The sequence below is a fragment of the Rheinheimera sp. ATLC3 genome (assembly GCF_059429535.1).
Genome location: NZ_CM182103.1, coordinates 2,184,502 through 2,204,369, shown reverse-complemented (window position 1 = coordinate 2,204,369; position 19,868 = coordinate 2,184,502). Strand labels below are relative to the sequence as shown.

The 19,868-nt window shown below is 52.8% G+C and carries 18 protein-coding genes; 6 read left to right on the top strand and 12 right to left on the bottom strand.

Annotated features, from left to right (window positions below; translation table 11 throughout):
- Position 1: 1 nt before the first annotated feature.
- From AC5SV9_RS10175 to AC5SV9_RS10160, 4 genes are all read right to left on the bottom strand, one after another.
- Positions 2–979, bottom strand: coding sequence for an aldo/keto reductase (locus AC5SV9_RS10175; RefSeq protein ID WP_475152164.1), 978 nt, complete (start codon positions 977–979; stop codon positions 2–4).
- Between the two features lie 23 nt (positions 980–1,002).
- Entirely contained in the window at positions 1,003–2,457 is a 1,455-nt protein-coding gene (gene dgt / locus AC5SV9_RS10170; protein ID WP_475152161.1) for a dGTPase, read from the bottom strand.
- A 264-nt stretch (positions 2,458–2,721) separates the two neighbouring features.
- On the bottom strand, positions 2,722–3,318 hold the full coding sequence (locus tag AC5SV9_RS10165) for a response regulator (protein WP_475152160.1): 597 nt from the start codon (positions 3,316–3,318) through the stop codon (positions 2,722–2,724).
- Positions 3,315–4,388, bottom strand: a complete 1,074-nt coding sequence (locus AC5SV9_RS10160) for a sensor histidine kinase (RefSeq protein WP_475152159.1) — start codon at positions 4,386–4,388, stop codon at positions 3,315–3,317. The genes AC5SV9_RS10165 and AC5SV9_RS10160 overlap by 4 nt, the downstream gene beginning before the upstream one ends.
- Positions 4,389–4,585: 197 nt before the next feature.
- Between AC5SV9_RS10160 and AC5SV9_RS10155 the strand changes: the two genes are divergently transcribed.
- Genes AC5SV9_RS10155 through AC5SV9_RS10145 form a run of 3 tightly spaced genes read left to right on the top strand, consistent with a single transcriptional unit; the run spans position 4,586 to position 7,150 of the window.
- Positions 4,586–5,500: an alpha/beta fold hydrolase gene (locus AC5SV9_RS10155; protein WP_475152156.1), complete on the top strand. Its 915-nt coding sequence runs from the start codon at positions 4,586–4,588 to the stop codon at positions 5,498–5,500.
- A 7-nt stretch (positions 5,501–5,507) separates the two neighbouring features.
- On the top strand, positions 5,508–6,425 hold the full coding sequence (locus tag AC5SV9_RS10150) for an ABC transporter ATP-binding protein (RefSeq protein WP_475152154.1): 918 nt from the start codon (positions 5,508–5,510) through the stop codon (positions 6,423–6,425).
- The gene (locus AC5SV9_RS10145) at positions 6,422–7,150 is read left to right on the top strand and encodes an ABC transporter permease (protein WP_475152152.1); all 729 of its coding nucleotides are present in this window, start codon (positions 6,422–6,424) and stop codon (positions 7,148–7,150) included. Before AC5SV9_RS10150 ends, AC5SV9_RS10145 begins: the two co-directional genes overlap by 4 nt.
- Before the next feature lie 10 nt (positions 7,151–7,160).
- On the opposite strand, the gene AC5SV9_RS10140 is transcribed toward AC5SV9_RS10145, so the two are convergent.
- Together AC5SV9_RS10140 and AC5SV9_RS10135 are read right to left on the bottom strand one after the other, a co-directional pair.
- On the bottom strand, positions 7,161–8,432 hold the full coding sequence (locus tag AC5SV9_RS10140) for a T6SS phospholipase effector Tle1-like catalytic domain-containing protein (RefSeq protein WP_475152150.1): 1,272 nt from the start codon (positions 8,430–8,432) through the stop codon (positions 7,161–7,163).
- Between the two features lie 130 nt (positions 8,433–8,562).
- Entirely contained in the window at positions 8,563–8,874 is a 312-nt protein-coding gene (locus AC5SV9_RS10135; protein ID WP_475152148.1) for a hypothetical protein, read from the bottom strand.
- Between the two features lie 178 nt (positions 8,875–9,052).
- Between AC5SV9_RS10135 and AC5SV9_RS10130 the strand changes: the two genes are divergently transcribed.
- Positions 9,053–10,714 carry an isovaleryl-CoA dehydrogenase gene (locus AC5SV9_RS10130; protein WP_475152147.1) on the top strand — a complete coding sequence of 554 codons (1,662 nt, stop codon included), beginning with the start codon at positions 9,053–9,055 and terminating at the stop codon, positions 10,712–10,714.
- 19 nt (positions 10,715–10,733) lie between these two features.
- Here AC5SV9_RS10130 and AC5SV9_RS10125 read toward each other — a convergent pair whose 3' ends face one another.
- The 6 genes from AC5SV9_RS10125 to AC5SV9_RS10100 form a co-directional block, all read right to left on the bottom strand.
- A complete protein-coding gene (locus AC5SV9_RS10125) occupies positions 10,734–11,441 on the bottom strand; it encodes an SDR family NAD(P)-dependent oxidoreductase (protein ID WP_475152146.1) in 708 nt (235 codons plus the stop codon).
- Entirely contained in the window at positions 11,438–12,415 is a 978-nt protein-coding gene (locus AC5SV9_RS10120) for an NAD(P)/FAD-dependent oxidoreductase (RefSeq protein ID WP_475152144.1), read from the bottom strand. The genes AC5SV9_RS10125 and AC5SV9_RS10120 overlap by 4 nt, the downstream gene beginning before the upstream one ends.
- Positions 12,416–12,483: 68 nt before the next feature.
- Complete coding sequence (locus AC5SV9_RS10115; protein WP_475152142.1) at positions 12,484–12,954, bottom strand: PA2404 family protein; 471 nt, start codon at positions 12,952–12,954, stop codon at positions 12,484–12,486.
- On the bottom strand, positions 12,941–14,092 hold the full coding sequence (locus AC5SV9_RS10110; protein ID WP_475152141.1) for a PepSY-associated TM helix domain-containing protein: 1,152 nt from the start codon (positions 14,090–14,092) through the stop codon (positions 12,941–12,943). Before AC5SV9_RS10110 ends, AC5SV9_RS10115 begins: the two co-directional genes overlap by 14 nt.
- Before the next feature lie 143 nt (positions 14,093–14,235).
- The gene (locus AC5SV9_RS10105; RefSeq protein WP_475152140.1) at positions 14,236–16,392 is read right to left on the bottom strand and encodes a TonB-dependent siderophore receptor; all 2,157 of its coding nucleotides are present in this window, start codon (positions 16,390–16,392) and stop codon (positions 14,236–14,238) included.
- Between the two features lie 207 nt (positions 16,393–16,599).
- Entirely contained in the window at positions 16,600–17,907 is a 1,308-nt protein-coding gene (locus AC5SV9_RS10100; protein WP_475152137.1) for a short-chain fatty acid transporter, read from the bottom strand.
- A 35-nt stretch (positions 17,908–17,942) separates the two neighbouring features.
- On the opposite strand from AC5SV9_RS10100, the gene AC5SV9_RS10095 reads away from it, so the two are divergent.
- Entirely contained in the window at positions 17,943–18,743 is an 801-nt protein-coding gene (locus AC5SV9_RS10095; RefSeq protein ID WP_475152136.1) for a kinase, read from the top strand.
- A gap of 97 nt (positions 18,744–18,840) precedes the next feature.
- Positions 18,841–19,791, top strand: a complete 951-nt coding sequence (locus AC5SV9_RS10090; protein WP_475152134.1) for a glycoside hydrolase family 16 protein — start codon at positions 18,841–18,843, stop codon at positions 19,789–19,791.
- Positions 19,792–19,868 lie beyond the last annotated feature (77 nt).

The window sequence follows — 19,868 nt, the reverse complement described above, 5'->3', positions numbered from 1 at the left end:
ATTAAGGCAGGGCTTTACCACGGGCGGATAAATACAGCGCATACCAGTGTTCACGGCTAAGGTGTATCTGCGTGGCCTGCGCACAGGCTTTGATGCGCTCAATATTGGTTGTGCCTATGACCGGCTGGATCTGCGCCGGATGGCGCATAAGAAAGCCCAGCACGATCGCTTCACGGCTAACCTGATATTCTGCAGCCAGTTGCTTAACCAGCTCTGCTGTTTTAGCAATATGCGCCGCTTCACTGCTGACATCTTTGCCGCTGAACAGGCCCTGGCTTAAACTGCCCCAGGCTTGCAGCTGCACGTTATTCCGGCGGCAGTATTCGAGAGTACCGCTGCCGAAGTTCACCAGGGTTTCACCACTGCAACCGGCTGTAGTGCCTTCATCCAGCCAGGCCAGATGGCTTAAGCTTAATTCCAGTTGGTTAACCACTAACGGCATACTCAGCGCATCCTGCAGCAGTGCCATCTGATGTTGCTGCATATTCGACACGCCAAACTGCTTTACCTTGCCGGCTTGCTGCAACTGGCTAAACACCCCTGCCACTTCTTCAGGTTGCATCAGTGGGTCTGGCCGGTGCAGCATCAGCACATCCAGCTGCTCAATTTGCAGCCGGGCTAAAATGCCATCAACCGACTGTGCTATCCACTGCGCAGAAAAATCATAGCGCTGCGGCGCCGTATCGGAGGCGAAGCGAATACCACATTTAGACTGCAGTGTCATTAAACCGCGCAGTTCTGGCCGTTGTTGCAGCACCTTACCAAACACCTGCTCGGCTTTGCCTCGGGCATAAATATCGGCATGGTCAAACACACAGATACCAGCCTCCAGCGCAGTATCAATGGCCTGGTGGCAACTGGCGATATCACCGGCACTGACCGGATTGTCATTCCAACCACCGCCAAGGGCCATACAACCAAACACCAACGGGCTGTTATGCGTCACGTAATTGCTGAGTGGGTGCTGTTTGGCTGTCATATAAGATCCTGATATTAAATGTATTACTGCTGGCATTGTACCAGCGTTTGATACTCATCAAAGGCAAAATGGTCGGTCATACCGCTGATAAAGTCCTGCAGCAGGCGGCACCGATAATACAGCTCCAGCGCGCTGTCGTCAGTAGCCAGATCCGCCACTGCCAGCTGATACGCGGCCAAATGCTTGTTAGGTAGCCGGTGCACCAGCCGTTGCTGTTGCGGCCAGTGATAACCGTCACTGCGCAACAGTGTGGTAAAATCGGCTTGCGATAAATACAGCAGTGGCCGGTAGCTGTCAAACAGGCCGGCAATAATACGAAAACCCTGCAGCTCCAGCGTTTCTACCTCGCTTTGGTTAAACACAAATTGCCGGGCGACCTGTTTAAAGCTGCTGGTAATGGCATGGTACTGGCTGTTGTCTTCAAGCAGAGCGCGGTTTAGCTGGCCAGAATAAACGGCGGCGATATTATCGATAAACTGCTGTGCGGCATGGCGCACCAGTGGGTGGATCATATCGACACGCAGTTTAATAAAGAACGCTGAGGTCGTGTTAATCGGTTCTTCTTGCGCTTTGTCCAGCGCGGCTTTTATCAGCACTGAAAAGCTGGCGCTGGCACCGTTATGGGTAGCAATCAGCCGCTGCTGCGGTTCCAGTGCAGTAAAGGCTTTATTGAGCTCATCAGCCAGTTGGCTCAGGCTGAGCAAGCCCTTTTCCACGGCATCTTCAATATCGGCCAGGCAGTAAGAGATATCATCTGCCGCTTCCATAATGTAGGTCAGCGGGTGGCGGCAACCCGGCTCGGTACCCAGCTCCTGCCACAGTCTTTCTACCACTGCCTGCTCAGTTGCATAGTAGCCGGGTTTCTTTTGCAGGTAGCTCAGTGGGTCGGTTTTATCTGGCTTCGCAGCGCTGGCCAGCCGGGTGTATTTTAAAATGCAGGCCAGCTGCGAGTAGGTCAGGTTCATCCGTTGCAGGCTGTATACCAACCGGATGGCCTGGGCATTGCCTTCAAATTGCGCCAGTTCCTTACAGAGTGTTTGCCAGTGGTTATTGTCTTCTAAGTTATGGTGTTTACTAAGCAACGGCAGCTCGCGGCTAAACCAGTCGTTAATGGCGGCTTCGCCACTGTGGCCAAAAGGCGGGTTGCCGACATCGTGCAGCAGGCAAGCCATTTCTACCAGTGACTCTGCCGGCCGTTCCAGCTCAGTAAGCCCATATTGCTCCAGCTTTTCCGGGCTGAGGGCTCGAAACACCGACTGCACGATAAAACGGCCGGTTTGCTGCACTTCCAGTGAGTGGGTCAGGCGGCTGCGCACAGCGGCGTTGCGCTCCAGCGGAAAGACCTGGGTTTTTTGCTGTAAGCGGCGCACTGCAGCAGAGTTAATGATGCGGCCGCGGTCGCTTTCCAGTGCACTTTGTAAGTCCGTGCGGCTGCTTTGCAGCACGCGGTCAGCTTTGATCTTATTGCGAAAATCCATTACAGCATCCGAAGTGGCAGTGAGCGGTTTAGTTTGGCTGAAAAACTAAGCGGCTGTAAAGTATTCGCTGTAGCACTAACCGGTTTACCCACACCAACACGCCGTAAACCCATCCTTGGGGGCTCGTTTATGAATTGCTTCCAGCAATTCACCCTGCGGGCCATCTTCGATGTTCAAATGTGTTCCAGACACATTTGTCCGCCCGTCCAGGGCTCCAACGGTTGGTTTAGGGTAAGCCGTTTAGTTCACAAGGGAGGCGTAGGATTACAACCAGCCTTTTTGCCGGGCGATACGGGCGGCGTCGATGCGGTTGGCAGCGCTTAGTTTGCTAATGGCTTCTGACAGATAGTTACGCGCTGTACCTTCGGCAATATAAAGCGCAGCAGCAATCTCGCTGGTACTCTGGCCGTCGGCAGCCAGCCGCAGTGCCTGACGCTCTTTGTCACTGAGCGGGTCTTGCTCGCCCAGCGAATTTAACAGCAGTTCACTGTCGATCACGCGCTTACCGGCCACGACCTGATGTATCGCCTGTACCAGCTGATCTACCGGTGCATCTTTTAGTAAAAAACCACCCACGCCTGCATCCATTGCCCGTTTCACATAGCCTGCGCGGCCAAAGGTAGTAATAATCACCAATTTGGTCGCCAATTTGTGTTGCTGAATATACTGCGCCAGTTCAATGCCGCTGTGGCCGGGCATTTCAATATCGCTTAGCAGCAGGTCAAAGCGTTGTTGTTTTAACAGTTGCAGTGCCGCTGTGCCATCAGCTGCTTCAGTTACCGTAAAATCAGCCTCCAGTTGCAGCAAGCTGGCCAGGGCTGTACGGATCATCGCCTGATCTTCTGCCAGTAAAATATTCATGCGTGCTCCTGTAGCGGAAATTGGATACGGGCCGTTACGCCATCTTGTTGTTGCATCGCCAGTGTGCCACCAATGGCGGCTAAACGCTCACGCAGGCCGCTGATGCCGTTGCCTTCTTTAATGTCACTGGTTTGGCCGTTATCGCTCAGACAAACTGTAAATTCATCGCCCTGCTGCAAAAAGCTCAGGCTGCAGCTGTCGCCTTTGCTGTGACGGATCACATTGGTCACCAATTCGGTCAGCGCCAGGATCAGCGCTGTTTCGCGCCGGGCATCTAACTGCGGCACGTCTCCTTGCAACACAGCGCGAAAACCGGCATCGCGCAAGCGGCTGAGCAATCTGGCAACCTCTGTTGCCAGCCCCTGGTGTTTGTAACCCGACACACTTTGCCGCACCTGGCTTAACGCGTCGCGGGCTATCTGGCTTAACTCCGTCAGCTGCTGCTGTGCTGCTTGTGTGTGCTGGCGAGCCAGCAGTTTTTCAGTTAAATCAGCCTTTAAAATAATGCAGGACAGCGTATGGCCAAGAATATCGTGCATGTCGCGCGCAATACGCTCGCGTTCTACCATGGTGGCCAGCTGTTTAATTTCATCTTCACTTTGTTGCTCTGCCATACGATGGCGCAATTTTGCCTGCTCGGCGCGGCCCAGAAAACTGACTGCCAACACTATTGGCACACCCATAAGCAAAAACAGATTCCAGTGAATAGTCAGGGTAAGCTCTAACAATACCAGTACCGCCAGCAGCAGCGTCATTAACAGTACATAAAGCCGCAGAGTGTAAGCAAAACCAATAAAAAAACCGGCATAAGCAAACATAGAGACAGAGCCGGGGTTTACCGGCGTGATCAGCGCGGCTACCAGTACTATGCCGACTATCGGCCAGTGTATGTCGCGGCGATTGCAGCGATAAGCCTGGAAATAACACAGCAGAAACAGCAGCAAGGCCGCCGCCATACTGATGTACTGCCACAGCGCAAACCGTACGGTAAATAGCGGAATAATATAGAAAATAAGGTTTATCAGATAAACCCAGCTGAGTTTACTGTCCAGCTTCGTCAAGGGTGCCATCGCGTTATCCTGCTGCTTGCCCGCTTCGGGCAGGTGCTCAGTGTAGTAAAAAGCGACTGTGCAGTGCCAGTGACAAAGGTCATGTTTTATCGTGGCATTTGTCATGGCAAACAGGTGACAAGCGTGAGCTGTGTTGTCAGCCCCATCAGCCTAAACTGGCCCCATCAACAGCACACACAATCAACGGGGAATTACTTATGACACAGTTAAACAGCACTTTACGCACTTTGGTACTGGCGTTGGGTTTAAGCAGTACCTTACTTAGCCTGAACAGCGTTGCCGCACAAGCCGAAGTAACAGCACCGGCGCCACAACAGGCCTGCGCCTGCTTCGACGTTACGGTGGTTGGCCAGGGCCCGGCGGTGTTGTTAATTCCGGGCGTGGCGTCGTCCGGCGAGGTTTGGCAAAGCACGGTAGACGCGTTAAAAGCAGATTATCAGTTGCATATTTTTACGCTGGCCGGTTTTGCCGGGGTAAAACCGATACCGATGCAAAGCTGGGGTGAGGGCTATCTGGCCACACAACAGCAAGCCATTCTGCGCTACATCAGCGAGCAAAAGCTGAATAAGCCGGTAGTGATTGGGCATTCATTAGGCGGTTATCTGGCACTGGCATTAGCCGCTGAAGCGCCTGAACAAATCGGCGCGGCTATTAATGTGGATGGTTTACCGGCACTGGGAGCCTTGTTTGCCGCCAGTGGTAGCAGCCAGAGTAGCGGCAATAATAGTCAGCCGCAGGGTGGTTTCGACCCTATGGCGATGGCCAAAAGCATGGCCAGCGACGAAAACTGGCAGCAACGCATTGTTGCCGATATGTACCGCTCAGACGGCATGACCAGCGGCCGGGTCATGGGCGAACTGATGCAGGCTGATTTACGGCCAAAGCTCAGTCATATCCGCGTACCTGTACTAACGCTTGGCGCATTGCAGCATGGCGCTCCCTATTCCACGCCAGAACAGGTGCAAGCCGGTTATGAAAGCCAGCTGGCCAACGCACCAGCGCAATACCATAGCTTTGCCTTCGCCCGTGATTCTAAGCATTTTATTATGGCCGATGCGCCAGCTTGGCTTAACCAGCAAATTCAGCAGTTTCTGGCTAAGCAGCAAGGGTAAGGAGGGCATGATGCAATCACAACCCCAGGCTGTGCTGCAGATTAGTAATTTGCACAAAAGCTACCACAGTAAAGCGGCCTTGCAGGGGGCTAGCCTGCAGATGGCGCCGGGAGAAGTGCTGGCAATACTGGGGCCAAACGGCGCCGGCAAAACCACCCTGATATCGGCCATTTTAGGTCTTATCGCTATTGATAGCGGCGAAATCAGCTTGTTTGGCCAGTTACAGCGTGGCACGAAACGCAGTACCGCGCTGCGCCAGCGGCTGGGCGTAATGATGCAGATAGGTGCCGCCAGCGCAAACCTGACCGTGCGCGAGCAATGCGATTTATTCAGTAGTTATTACCGTAACCGCAGAACCGTGGCTGAGCTGCTGGATATCGCCGGGCTCGGTAGCCAGGCCAATAGCCGCTTCAGCAGTTTGTCCGGCGGCCAGAAACAACGGCTGCTGTTTGCGCTGGCACTGGCCGGCAAGCCAGACTTGCTGTTTCTGGATGAGCCGACACTGGGCATGGATGTGCAGGCGCGTCATGCGCTGTGGCAGCAAATCCGTCAGCTAAAAGCCGGTGGTGTCAGCGTAGTGCTGACCACGCATTATCTGGAGGAAGCTGAGCAACTGGCCGATCGTATTGCTGTGTTGCAGCAGGGCCGGATTATTGCGCTGGGCAGCCCGGCTGAGCTGACCGCACAAATTAGCGGCAAACGCATTTATTGCACCACGGCGCTGACTGATCAGCAACTTAGAGCCCTGCCAGCCGTGTTGCAGCTGGAACGGCAGCAACAACATGTTTGCCTGGTAAGCCAGGCCGCAGAACAAACTGTACTGGCGTTATTACAGGCCGATGCCAGCGTCAGCGCATTAGAAGTGAAAGCGGTAGCGCTGGAGCAGGCATTTTTGCAACTAACGGCGAAGAAGGAGGCCGCATGAGCAGCATGAATTTGTACTACAAAGAAGCCCGCTACGATTTACTCAGTATTATGCGCACGCCGGGTTTTGTACTGCCGGCGCTGGCGTTTCCATTGATGTTCTACCTGTTTTTTGGCGTATTTTTTCGCGCCGGAGCCGGTGCCGACTACCTGCTGGTAACCTACAGCTGCTTTGGCATTATGGGGCCGGCGATGTTTAATTTTGCTGCCGGCATTGCCAGCGACCGTGCCCACGGCTGGCTCACGTTGAAACAACTGTTGCCGATGCCGTTTAGTGCCTATCTAATGGGCAAGCTCAGCACCAGTCTGGTGTTTTCAATCTGTATTCTGATCTTGCTGTTCAGCGCTGCTACGATGTTCGGTGACGTCAGGCTGCATAGCACCCAGTGGCTGTTGCTTGCTGCTGTGATGTTGGCCGGTTCCGTACCTTTTGCCTTGCTGGGGTTGTTATTGGGGCTGAGCTTATCTGACAAAGCTGCGCCCGGTGTGGTAAACCTGATTTATCTGCCAATGGCGTTTTTATCCGGCTTATGGCTGCCGCTATTTTTATTTCCGGGCTGGCTGCAGCAACTGGCCTGGCTGTGGCCCAGTTTTCATCTGTCGCAGTTGGGGCTAAAAGTGATTGCTCAGGATCAGGGCAACAGTGTATTGGCTCATCTGGGGGTATTGGCGCTGCTCACTGCAGTGCTGGCGACTATCTGCGCCAGGCTGTTCCGGCGCAGATAAAACCTTGATGTTAACTATCGAGCATTTGGTTGTTAAACAGTAACCCGTACTGGTTGCCTTTTTTCCAGACACAGAGAGCGGTGTTTTTACCAATCCGTTCGCACTCGATACTGATATTGTCGCCAGCATTTAACTCCCCGTTGTACTGAATGCGGGCACCGCTGCCGGCGCTGAAGTCCAGCAGCTGGCACTGCGCCGCAAACTCTTTCAGTGTCAGCTGGGCCAGTGGGCTGTCGGTGGCCAACGAGCGGATTTTACTGCGCCGGTCTGTCCATTTATCGGCCGGCGGAAAATCGGGGTTTTGTGGCCGGTACTTGCCTGCCGCCACGCGCTGATACACGCTGTCGTGAATACTGACATTAATTGGCGGGTCGGCCGGGTCGCCGTAAATACGCCGCACGGATTCGCCTGAGCCGATTTTTTCCAGCAACCTGTAACCGTAAGAATAGGAGTCATGCGGCTGCATATGTAAATCGGGTTGGTAAAGGATATCGAGGTAGCGCTGATTAAATTCCAGCCCCAGCGCCATGGCTTTATCGACCATCCATTGCAACGCGATATCAGATAAACCACATTCGGCATAACCGCCGCCAATATCAGAATGTGCACCGGCAAACCAGCATTGCTCCATGTACTGATCTTCCTGCAGCGAACCGGTCCATAAATCAGGTTGGAACGGCGCACGGCGTTCATCCAGTGCCAGTGCATGGTAAGCATATTTTACCTGAGCACAGATACGGGTATTAAAAAAGCCAACCCGGTTACGGGTAAACTTGCCCAGCAGCGGTGTGGGTGCACCCAAGGCACCTACCGTATCAAACACGCCTACCATACGGATCTCCGGCCGGTAGTTATCGTCGTAATGGCCTTCCGGCCTTTTGTCGGGTTCAGTGCGGTAGAATTTGTAGGCTTGTTTTAGCTTATCCAGCGTGCTTTTTTCCAGCAGGCCAACGGCGTGAATAAGGCCAATAAAGGCTCGGGCGGTATAGGCGCCGCGGCTGAAACCAAAGGTGTATATTTCATCGCCCAGCTGATAGTTGTGGATCAGAAAGCGGTAGCAATCGAGTACATTTTTTTCCAGCCCGCTGCCAAAAGCGCCGCCGATAAATTTATCAATACTGCCACCGGTGCCGACACCCTGATCATAAAACACCACCTGATGTATACCTTCCGGGCTTTGGGGTGTTATCGCCCTGACCAACTTGGTGACATTGGTAGGAATTTCGTCTGGTTCGTTCCAGGTTCCGTCACAACAAATAATAATGCGTTTTGCCGCAGCCATAACTATGCTCCTGTTCACAAAGAGCCGGCCTGGCATGGGTACCGACAACGCCGGTGAGAAAAAGTAAGTATAGCTCAGCGGCGGTTAAAAATTGAACAGATAGGGTTTGCAATGTTTGCGGGCCTGCAGATTACACCGTAATACTCAGAACACCTGCCTGAGATAAAAACAACAGTACCAGTGCCGATAGCAGTTTGGTAAAGATGACAATACAAACCGCATCTTTAAAATCGGCGCTGGTAGCCCGTACTAACAGGTAAATATATGCCACTATACCCAGCAACCAGCCGTAAGTGGGGATAAGAGAAATAAGCGATACCACAAACACAATCGGCAGTAACACGTTTAAGCCGGCCTTTACCCAGGCCAGGCGGCTGGCCAGATAAACACAGCCGGCGGTTAACAGCACATCCAATGCAAAAATGATGGCAGTAATGCCCATGCCGCAGTCCTGATTCGAAGTTTAACCGGCCATCAGGCTAATACATTGCTGTGCCCTTAGCAATTTAACGCAGTGATTTGCTGTTACGCTTATGCGTAAAAATTTTATAGCAATGCCCTGCACTTGAGTTCTGCCCGGTGCCATGCTTCACTGCTATTACAGCAGCAGGAGGCGCCCAATGTCAGATAAAACCCCAGCAGCAACGCCATACAGCGCACAGGCCGAGACACATCAGGTGCTAAACCAACCTGCATCTTTGCTGCCGTTTAATACCTGGCACAGCGACGGCACACTGCAGTACTGGAGCAGCCGTTTTGGCGTGACGAACAGCGCTGATCTTGCCAGTTATGGTGACTTATGTGGTGGCACTCTGGCCGAGGCCGGTTTTTTAGCGAATAAATACAAGCCCGAATTTCACAGCCATGACCGCTTTGGCAACCGCATTGACGAAGTGCGATTTCACCCAGCCTATCATCAGCTGATGCAAACAGCGATCACTTATGGCCTGCCCGCAGCGCCCTGGCTAAAACCCGGTGCTGGCGCTCAGGTTGCCCGTGCAGCACTGGTGTATCAGCATATGCAAGCCGATGCCGGTTCGGGTTGTCCGCTAACAATGACTTATGCTGCCGTGCCGGTGCTACAGCAGGCCCCGCCGGGTGCAGCAGACTGGCTGGGCAAGGTATTAACCCCCGGGTATGACCCGGCTAATAAACCCTATTTTGCCAAGGCTGGCCTGACTATTGGCATGGCGATGACCGAAAAACAAGGTGGATCGGATGTGCGTGCCAATACCACTCGCGCCTATCCGCTATCGGCTGACGAGTATGAACTGGTGGGGCATAAGTGGTTCTGCTCGGCGCCGATGTGCGATGGCTTTTTAACCTTGGCACAAACCGACACCGGCTTAAGCTGCTTTTTATTACCGCGCTGGCGCCCCGATGGCAGTAAAAACCAGTTTTATATTCAGCGCTTAAAGGACAAGCTGGGCAACTGCTCTAATGCATCATCAGAGGTAGAATTTCGCGGTGCCTTTGCCTGGCGTATCGGTGATGAAGGTCGGGGCGTGCGCACCATTATTGATATGGTGTCGTTAACCCGCTTTGACTGCATGCTCGGCTCTGCCGGTTTAATGCGTGCGGCGTTAGCACAGGCGTTACATCACACTGCCGGGCGCAGCGCCTTTGGTAAACCGCTGCAGCAGCAAGTGTTGATGCAAAATGTGCTGGCTGATTTGACGCTGGATAGCGAAGCCGCAACAGCGTTGAGTTTACGGGTGGCTTATGCGCTGGATAACCAAAGCGTGGTCAGCGAACAGCATTTTGTCCGCCTGGCCACGGCTATAGGCAAATACTGGATTTGCAAACGTGCGCCACAGTTTTGCTATGAAGCCATGGAATGCCTGGGTGGCGTTGGCTACGTTGAAGAAAACATTCTGCCACGGCTATACCGTGAAGCACCGGTTAATGCTATCTGGGAAGGTTCGGGCAATATTCAGTGCCTGGATGTACTGCGTGCCATGCAAAAAGAACCGGCAGCCTTGCAGGCTTGCCTGAACGAGCTGCAAGCAGTAACCGGCCGCAGCGACGATTACGATGCCGCCTTTGCCCGACTGCAAACAGCCTTGCAGGATGCTTCAAGGCTGGAATACCGCGCCCGCAGCATAGTCGATAAGCTGGCGCTGCTACTACAGGCCAGTGTGTTATTACAATACGGCGAGCCTATGGTGGCTGAAGCTTTTATCCGCGCCCGGCTGATACCGGGCATTTGCAGTAATTACGGCACTCTGCCTGCGGATATTGATTGTGTGGCGTTAATGGCAAGAGCACAGCCGAAGGTTTAAATGTCAGCTTAGCGATGACTTACCATGGCAATACGCTGCCATCCCAATTCAGCAAGCTGCCACTTTGCTCTGCTGTTAGCCCTTGCGCCACTTTGGCTAAACGTTCGGCGGTGGCAGCCGGGCTTTGCAACTGGCCGTCGGGCAGATTGGTTTGAAATGGGGCGGATAGTGCGGTGTCGGTGGTGCCAGGGTGCACACTTACAATAGCGGCGGTTTTATTTAACCGGGCTACTTCAATGCTGAGGTTTTTAATAAGCATATTCAGCGCCGCTTTGCTGATGCGGTAGCTGTACCAGCCGCCAAGGGCGTTATCACCGATACTGCCTACCTTAGCGCTGAGAGCCAGCAGTTTTACTGCCGGATGTTTGCACAAATAGTTAAACAGTAACTTCAGATACAATGCGGGCACCTGCACATTGCTGGCAAAGCGTGCACTTAAAACGTCGATATCGAGCTGGCGGATAGTTTTTTCCGGCATGGCGTGCTTATCGTGCAGTACACCGTTACAGATAAAAATAATCTCTGGCTGTTGGGTGAGTGCTTCAGCTATCACACTGGCACTGCGATGCTCGCTCTCTGGCGTGTCCTGCAACCATGTCAGCTGTGGCTGCGAAGGCGCAGGCTGGCGGCTGATCACACTAACCTGTGTGCCGCTGGCAAGGTAATGCTTCGCTAAAGCGCCGCCTATGCCGCTGCTGCCGCCGATGATCAGTACTGATGCGGTCATGCCAGTATGCTCTGGGCCAGTTGCCGGCCGCTGAGCCAGGCGTTTTCTACCCGGCCACCGTTTAACCAGTCGCCTGCCATGCCAAGTGCCAGTTCGGGCAGATACACGGCGCCCTGTACCGGATAATCCGGGTTTTGCTGTGCAAAACGCCAGCGATGATAGTGGCTTACCTGGCCGGTGACAGGCTGGCCTGTCAGGCGTTGTAAAGCCTGCATGGCATGCAGGGCTATGGTGCTGCCGTCAGCTTCGAGCTGTTGCTGCGAAAAAGTAGTACTGAAATGCAGCAACCAGTGGCCGGCGTTACAACGCCCGGGTTTAGAGCCTTGTCTGGCCGCCCAGCTGAGCTGGCTGTCTTGTTTGAAAAAAATACCATCAAACGGCCACAGCGGCTGGTCTAGTTGTACGTTCACCGCCCAGCAGGGCAATAGCGCAGGCGAAGCGAAAACTTTGCTTAGCGCCTGGTTGGATGGCAACGCAGTGTTTAGCAGCGCAGCGGCTTGCTGCTGGGGGATTGCCAGTATCAGCTTGTTAAAGCGGCCGATAACAGCGCCATTACTGTGTAACTGCCAGTGCTGGCCATCAAACTGAATATCGTCAATCTGGCAGCCTAAGCTAACGTCAACATTACCCAGTAAGCGGGTAACAGGCGCCTGCATCGACGGCATGCCGATATAGCGTAGCGTGTCATCCGGTGATGCCTGCAGGCCTTCTGCAGTGACTTGCGCCAGGCGGCCGTACCAATGGGTGACTATGCCGCTACTTAACCACTGCTGGCATTGAGTTTGAAACGCCGGGTCACGGGCAGTAAAGTACTGCGCGCCTAAATCAAGATAGCCATGCTCGGTGCGTTTGCTGCTCATACGGCCACCGGCACGGCGACCTTTATCAAACACTACAACCTGCTGGCCCTGCTCTGTCAGTGCGGCAGCACAGGCTGCGCCTGCGATACCGGCACCGATAATTGCAATTGTCACGCCCTGTCCTCTTTGTGTGTTGCCTTGTACAGGTTACGCATCGTGTAGGCGGGACGATCAGATAAAAATCAGTGTTGGGTTAACAGCTCGGTAGGTAGCTCCCAACTGGTGGTGAGGGTATCGCCCTGCCAGGTTTGCAGGGTTAACCAGACTTTGTCACCGGCGGTCAGTGTTTTCGGGGCAATCGCATGCACGTGCTGGCCGTGGCGGCTGCCATGCAATATACCTTCCTCACCCTGTTGCAGCTGCCTAAGCGGCAATGCTTGCGGGCCGATATTCAGATAGCCCTGACGAATGGTACCGATATCGCCTTTACTGAACATCAGCATAAAGTCTTTTACGTACTCATCATGATGCGCATAGGGTGGCTTCAGATTTAGCGGCATAGGGGCAATTTCAAAATCGCCGACTTGCTGTGCCGGCCAGGCGGGCGGGAACTCGGGTGTCAGCGACTGATACAAAAACCAGAATGGCAGCACCAGCACCAGGCCATTCAGTTTGTACTTGTGACGTTGCCAGAAGGTGTTATTGCGCGCCATGATTCACCTCGGTCAGTGTGGCAGCTTTGCGGCTTTCCCGCACTGCTTTCACGGTGCGGCTGCCCCAAATCATAAAACCGGTAATTGACATGCCGGACAAAATCAGGCCAAACAGGAACCAGATAGCTTTAGTCCAGATACCGCCGATAGTACCGTAGTGCAGTGGATCGGCAATATGCATAACAGTTTGCAGCGCTGTCATAGTAGCCGGTGTTTTTTCCTGGGCAATATCGCCGGTCCAGGGGTTAATGCTCAGCGTGTAGGCCTGCTCGTCATAAAAAATATGGTCGCCGCCACCCATTAAGGTATACATACCGCGGTTATGCTCAGGCAGCATCAGGTAGCTTGGCCGGAAATCAGGGTAGCGCTGTAAGGTCTTTGCCATCGCATCAGCGAAGCTGAACGGAGGCGTTTGGGTGGTTGCCGATAATTGTTCGGCACTGACCAGCGGTGCATGTGGTTCAATATCGATATCAGCATGCCACATCACGGCCTGCACCAGATACCACAGGCCGGTAGCACTCATCACGATTAAAAACCAGATAGACCAGACACCCGCCAGGCGGTGTAAGTCGGCCAGGATGGTTTTCTTGCCCTGATGTAAGCGAACCTTGGGCTGGGTAAAGCTGCGCCAGAAGTTTTTATAGATAACGAGGCCGGTCACTAAAGCTCCCAGCATCACCAGCGCCATTGCCGATACCAGGTAATAGCCCACGCTGTAACTGCCAGGCCACGGAAATAACAGCCAGCCATGCAGGCTGCGCATAAAGCCGATAAAGGTAATGCCTTCATTTATCTGCTGAATTTCACCGGTGTATTGATTGATATAAGCCAGTGCGTAAGGCTTGTCATGATCCGTGAACGCTACTGCATTAACCAGATATGGCTCAAACGCCATCACCATACTAACGTCGGCCGTCGGGTAGGCCTGCTGCACCCTGGCAACCAATTCTGCCGCCGGTTTCGCCGGCAAATTATCCGGGTTAGTCGCACGAGACGCCGGGTTGGTCAGCCAGGTCAGTTCATGGCTGAATACGGCGATGGTGCCGGTTAAACAGACAAAACAGAAAATCAGCCATATTGGCAATGAAAACCAGCCATGTAGCTGAAACCAAAAACGATTGCTGAGTTTTGCCATGACGCTGCTGCCTGTGAAGAATACGATGTACCTTAATTCATGCCGCCATATTAATGTTAATAAGAATAATTATCAACATTGCTTGTCAGATAAAAAAATAGCCGCAAAAAGCGGCTATTTGAACAGGCAGGCTATATAGTTGGTTAGAATGCGTAGTTAAAGCTCAACGTCACGTTACGTGGGGTGCCATAACGGTACTGAGTGTAAGCAGTGCCAAAAACAGTCATGTAGTTGTAGTACTTTTTATCAAACAGGTTCGCGGCATTTAGCTGTACATTCATATCGTCAGCAATATCGTAGCGCGCCATCAGATTAACCAGAGCGTAAGAATCTTGTTCTAACCTTGCACCGCCGCCTTCAAGATACGTTTTGCTTTGCCAGTTAATACCGCCGCCAATAGTTAATTCAGGCAGATCCTCAACAAACTGATAAGTGGTAAACAGCTTAAACTGCTTGCGCGGGCTGTCGGTATTTACTTTGCTACCTGCAGCGTCTTCCGCCTCAAACTGCGAATAACCCGCGCTGATATTCCAGCCCTGCACTGGTTCACCGGTCACTTCCAGTTCAAAACCTTCGCTTTCTGTGCCATCAGCTCCGTAGTAGGCTGTTTGTTGCTCGGCTGTTGGTACGAAATTCGGGTCAACTACACCCAGGTTGTCTTGCTGTATCTGGAATACGGCAACGGTGGTATGCAGGCGGTCGTCGAAGAAAGCGCTTTTCAGGCCCAATTCATAGCTTTTGCCTTCAACCGGGTCCAGCAAGCGGTTGCTGGTATCACGCACATTCTGCGCTTTGAAAATTTCGGTATAGCTCGCATACAGGCGATGCTGGCTGGTCAGGTCGTACAAGGCACCAATATACGGCACAAAGGCACCGCTGTTACCATAGTCTTCGGCTGCGCCGTACCAGATACCTTCGCGATCCCAGCTTGATACCCGACCACCCAGAATAAACTTCAGATCGTCAGTTGCAGATAACCGGGTGGCAGCATAGACACCGGTTTGTTTAATGCTGACATCTTCTGCACGTACCGGGGTTGTTTCCCATTCTGGCTCGGTTAAACCGCCCCACTGATAGAAGTTATCGATGTCTACGCGGTCGTAACCGCCGCTCATGTCACCGCCAATTGGTGTATAAGAATCGGTAGCGATGTCCTGTTTACTTGAAATCGCACCAATAACAAACTCGTGTTGTTGGTTAAACAGTTGATAGTCGCCCTTTAACTGAGCATCAAAGCTGTCTTGTGTAGTTTCACCATAAGCACGGTAGCGCTGTGCGCTTAAACCCGCACCGGTATCTTTGTCCAGTGCGCCGTATACGTACAGTAGCTTACTGTCTTTTTCATATTCCATGCGGTTGTAGTTAACCACCAACTGCCAGCCATTGCTGAAGCCATGGTTAAGGCTGGCGAAATAATTGGTGTTTGACGTGTCCCACTTTGTCCAGTCAGTACCGGTAGTGGTAGATACATCCCAATCAGCATAGGTACCATCGGTGAATACTGCAGGTATGGCACCCCAGGTTGCGGCTTTTGGATCACGGTCCTGGTAACTAGCGCCCACGCGCAGAGTAGTGGCTTCCGCTATGTCCGCTTCCAGTACACCGTATAAAACAGTGCTGTTTTCCTCATACAGATCCCAGTAAGAGTCGCTATTGAGGTATTTGGCAACAACGCGGCCCCGCACTGAGCCATCACTGTTCAGGCTATTGGCAACGTCAGCGGTTATCTGTTTTTTACTCCAGCTGCCAGCAGCCAGATTTACATAACCGGTTAGTTCTTTGCTATCTGCATGTTTGCGCACCAGGTTTATAGAGGCTGATGGGTCGCCAGCGCCTGTTAATAAACCAGTGGCACCACGTACAAATTCAACCCGCTCATAAATTGCGACATCAGCAACAGTTTCGCCAGAATCACCGGCTAAACTCCAGGCTAAAGGTACGCCATCGATCTGGTAATTTGTTACCTCAAAACCGCGTGATTTAAAGGAGCTTCGTACGTTGTCCAGCTCAGTTGATGATACACCAACGGCATTTTGCACGGTTTCCAGCACGGTGTTGATATTCTGGTCGCGCATACGTTGTTCTGTCAGAACACTGACAGATTGTGGTGTTTCCAACAGCGTTAAACCCAGCCCGGTGGCGGTATCTATGGTTTCACTAACGGTGTATTGACCACGTACGGTAATGGTTTCTACCTCTTTTTCATCTTTATTCTGCGTATCAGCCGCAATGGCGGCGGCTGGCAAACAGGCCAGTTGCACTGCCAAAGCCAGTTTTAATTTATTCATGGTTAACTGCATGCTTACCTCCGGAAAAGTTCCGATGATCATACATTAATGATAACCATTATCAATAGTATTAGTAGCATCAAACTGCTGAAAGTATGCCTAGTGCAGTGAGGTAAATAAATTTAAACGCTGTAGTGACATTTGGCTGATAAATGCAGCTTTTTGCTTGCACCACCTGGCGCGGTTGGCGCCGCCAGGTGAGCAGGCATATACCCGAATCTAGCTAAAGCTTAAAACCAGGCTGATAATAACGCCGGTTACTGCTAACTGCAGCAGGCAGTAGCCCATGATGTCTTTGGCTTTTAAACCGGCAATCGCCAGCACCGGCAGTGCCCAAAACGGTTGTATCAGATTAGTCCAAGCATCGCCCCAGGCTACTGCCATAGCGATACGGTTGATATCAGCACCCAGCTCCAGTGCAGCGGGTATCATGACCGGTGCCTGCACAGCCCACTGACCACCGCCGGAGGGTACGAATATATTGACAATACCGGCACTGATAAAGGTCCAGAACGGCAGTGATTCTGCACTGGCAAAGCTGACAAACCACTGCGACATACTCTGGGCCAGGCCTGATTGCACCATGATCGCCATAATGCCGGCATAAAACGGGAACTGGATAACAATGCCAGCACCACCTTTGATCGCCTGTTGCAGGCTGTGTAGCAGCCGGCTTGGCGTGCCATGCAGCACTATGGCAAGAAACAAAAACAGGTAGTTCACGATGTTAAGGTTTAAGCTGCCGCCTTTAACAAAATACTGCACCAGGTACGCCAGGCCAGCAAGCCCCACCAGCAGGCCCAACACGACACTGTTTTCCAGTTTATCGGCCGGCCGGTTTGCCGGGCTTTTTGTGTGGGCGTCATCGCGCAGTTTGGCCGGGTCGACATAGACACTGTCTACTGCTTTGGGCAACATCAGATAATTGACCAGTGGCACTGCGACAAACAGTATGGCCACCAACAGCAAGTTAAAGCCGGCAAAGATAGTGTCGCTGGTGGGAATGACGCCAATCTGGCTGGCGCTGAAATGGTTGGGCGTGGCAATGGTCAATGGTACAGAGCCTGCCAGACCGCCGTGCCACACCACAAAGCCGGAGTAGGCGCTTGCCACCAGTAAGCGATAATCCACTTTTACTTTTTTCGCCAGTGCTTTGGCAAACAGCGCACCGACCACCAGCCCAAAGCCCCAGTTCAGCCAACTGGCGATAAGCGAAATCAAGGTAACCAGCACTATTGCCTGCCCGGCACTGCTGGCCAGTTTGGCCAGACGATCGAGGATACCTTTTATCAGCGGGGTGTTGGCCAACATAAAACCGGTAACCAGCACCAGCAGCATTTGCATCGAAAAGCTCAGCAGCCCCCAGAAGCCGTCGCCCCAGTACTGCAATACCTGCAATGGGCTTTGTTGTTGAAACAACATAGCGGCGCAGAACACCACTATGCTCAGTAGCAGTACAAAAACGTAAGGGTCCGGCAGGTAGCGTTCTACCAGTTTAACTAAGGGTTTGGCAGCGGCATTTAGCATAGTAGACTCATTATTATTGTTTTAAGGATGGCAACATGACAGATTTTCGTGCCAGTGCGCAGTATCAGACAACCTTAGCCCAGTTAACCGAAAAACTGCAATCCGACCTTAGTTTACCGGCTGTTGTTGGTATCAGCGGCGCGCAGGGTAGTGGTAAAAGCACTTTAGCCGCCGAATTAGTCGCACAGCTGAAACTGCATGATATTCAGGCTGCCGCGGTATCGCTGGATGATTATTACCTGAGTAAGGCTCAGCGTCAGCACCTGGCCGGGCAGGTGCATCCGTTACTGGCGCAACGTGGCGTGCCGGGTACGCACGATATTGCCCGCGCTATCGCTGACGCTAAAGCGGTATTAGCCGGGTTTAACGTCGCCTTGCCGCAGTTTGACAAAGCGCTGGATGAACCTGCTGCAGCATTGGCAGCACAGCGGCTGGATCTGTTAATCGTCGAAGGCTGGTGTTTAGGCGTGGCGGCGCAACCTAAAGCGGAGCTGACAGAGCCGGTTAATCAGTTGGAACAACGCGAAGATAAAGATGGCCGTTGGCGACAGTTCGTCAATAGTCAGCTAGCCGGGCCTTATGCCGAATACTGGCAGTTACTGCGGCCACTTATCTGGCTTAAAGCACCAGACTGGAACTGCGTTTGCCGTTGGCGGGCACAGCAAGAGCAACAACTGTGGCAGCAGCGTGGCAAGGGCATGACGCCAGAGCAGCTTTCACGCTTTATGTTGCCATTTCAGCGTTTAACACTAGCCAGCTGGCAGCAATTGCCGCAGCAGGGCGACTATACTGTTTTGCTGGATAGCCGGCATAACATCGAATTTTCCGCTGGCTAATTCCGTTATGCAATGTTTAAAAAAGCCGTAAGTTATTAATTGACAGCGTTGTCATTTTGCCGGTAGGCTGTTTTTTAAACAATAAAACGGGGGAATTATGCGCTATTCATCTTTAGCTTTACTGCTATTACTAACCGGCTGCGAACAGGCCACGACAACAGCTGTGCCATCACAGACGGCAGCAGACGCTGCCGAACCAGCTCTGATGTTTGATGACTTTACCTATGGCAGTGCCGACGCTTTGTTTGCTAATGGCTGGACTGCCCGTACCGAAACCGGCCATCCGGGTATTGCCGGTGCAGCCTGGTCGGCAGAGGGTATTAGTACCCACGAAGCACCAGACGGTGCTCAATTCGGCATTGCCCGCATGAGTTCCATCACTGATGGCACCGGTGAAGGTACCCGCCATACGCAAATTTGCCATGCGCGTAAGTACCTGTATGGCACCTATGCTGCGCGGGTATTTTTCCGCAACGAGCCGACTTACGGCCCGGACGGTGATGAAGTAATCCAGACGTTTTATGCCATCAGCCCGCTGGCTGCGCCACTTGACCCATCTTACAGCGAGGTCGATTTTGAATACCTGCCAAATGGCGGCTGGGGTGAGAACAGCGACAGTGCGATGTGGACCACAACCTGGGAAACCTTCCAGTTGGAACCCTGGACCAAGGTAAACGAATTCAGCCGCGTGCCTGGTGATTATGCCGGCTGGCATACGCTGGTGATGAATGTAAGCGCCGATGCAGTACGCTATTATGTCGACGGTAACTTAGTTGGCGACCACACGAACGCCGTGGCGCCGGAAGTACCGATGTCGATGAATTTTAACCTGTGGTTTATGCCCAAAGGCGCTGACGGCTCGGTTGGCCCGATTGACTCGCCAGAGTCACGGCAGTATCAACAGGATATCGATTGGGTGCTGCATGTCGAAAATGCTGAGCTGACCACCGCGGAGGTTGAAGCTAAAGTTGCAGCGCTGCGCGCATCAGAACAGCGGCATATTGATCAGGTACCGGATAAAGGCTTAGCCCCCTACTGTGGCTTGTAATAAAGCTATATTTGATAGGTGTTATCGCGGCTACTTAAGGTAGCCGTTTTTACGGCGGGCACTTGTTGCTGTCTGCA

Excerpts from the sequence above, each read along its gene's own strand:
- AC5SV9_RS10105 (WP_475152140.1), bottom strand. The coding sequence starts at position 16,392 with ATGCAGTTAACCATGAATAAATTAAAACTGGCTTTGGCAGTGCAACTG.
- AC5SV9_RS10140 (WP_475152150.1), bottom strand. The coding sequence starts at position 8,432 with ATGGCTGCGGCAAAACGCATTATTATTTGTTGTGACGGAACCTGGAAC.
- AC5SV9_RS10100 (WP_475152137.1), bottom strand. The coding sequence starts at position 17,907 with ATGCTAAATGCCGCTGCCAAACCCTTAGTTAAACTGGTAGAACGCTAC.
- AC5SV9_RS10135 (WP_475152148.1), bottom strand. The coding sequence starts at position 8,874 with ATGGGCATTACTGCCATCATTTTTGCATTGGATGTGCTGTTAACCGCC.
- AC5SV9_RS10150 (WP_475152154.1), top strand. The coding sequence starts at position 5,508 with ATGATGCAATCACAACCCCAGGCTGTGCTGCAGATTAGTAATTTGCAC.
- AC5SV9_RS10115 (WP_475152142.1), bottom strand. The coding sequence starts at position 12,954 with ATGGCGCGCAATAACACCTTCTGGCAACGTCACAAGTACAAACTGAAT.
- AC5SV9_RS10130 (WP_475152147.1), top strand. The coding sequence starts at position 9,053 with ATGTCAGATAAAACCCCAGCAGCAACGCCATACAGCGCACAGGCCGAG.
- AC5SV9_RS10125 (WP_475152146.1), bottom strand. The coding sequence starts at position 11,441 with ATGACCGCATCAGTACTGATCATCGGCGGCAGCAGCGGCATAGGCGGC.
- dgt (WP_475152161.1), bottom strand. The coding sequence starts at position 2,457 with ATGGATTTTCGCAATAAGATCAAAGCTGACCGCGTGCTGCAAAGCAGC.
- AC5SV9_RS10165 (WP_475152160.1), bottom strand. The coding sequence starts at position 3,318 with ATGAATATTTTACTGGCAGAAGATCAGGCGATGATCCGTACAGCCCTG.
- AC5SV9_RS10160 (WP_475152159.1), bottom strand. The coding sequence starts at position 4,388 with ATGGCACCCTTGACGAAGCTGGACAGTAAACTCAGCTGGGTTTATCTG.
- AC5SV9_RS10110 (WP_475152141.1), bottom strand. The coding sequence starts at position 14,092 with ATGGCAAAACTCAGCAATCGTTTTTGGTTTCAGCTACATGGCTGGTTT.
- AC5SV9_RS10095 (WP_475152136.1), top strand. The coding sequence starts at position 17,943 with ATGACAGATTTTCGTGCCAGTGCGCAGTATCAGACAACCTTAGCCCAG.
- AC5SV9_RS10145 (WP_475152152.1), top strand. The coding sequence starts at position 6,422 with ATGAGCAGCATGAATTTGTACTACAAAGAAGCCCGCTACGATTTACTC.
- AC5SV9_RS10175 (WP_475152164.1), bottom strand. The coding sequence starts at position 979 with ATGACAGCCAAACAGCACCCACTCAGCAATTACGTGACGCATAACAGC.
- AC5SV9_RS10090 (WP_475152134.1), top strand. The coding sequence starts at position 18,841 with ATGCGCTATTCATCTTTAGCTTTACTGCTATTACTAACCGGCTGCGAA.
- AC5SV9_RS10155 (WP_475152156.1), top strand. The coding sequence starts at position 4,586 with ATGACACAGTTAAACAGCACTTTACGCACTTTGGTACTGGCGTTGGGT.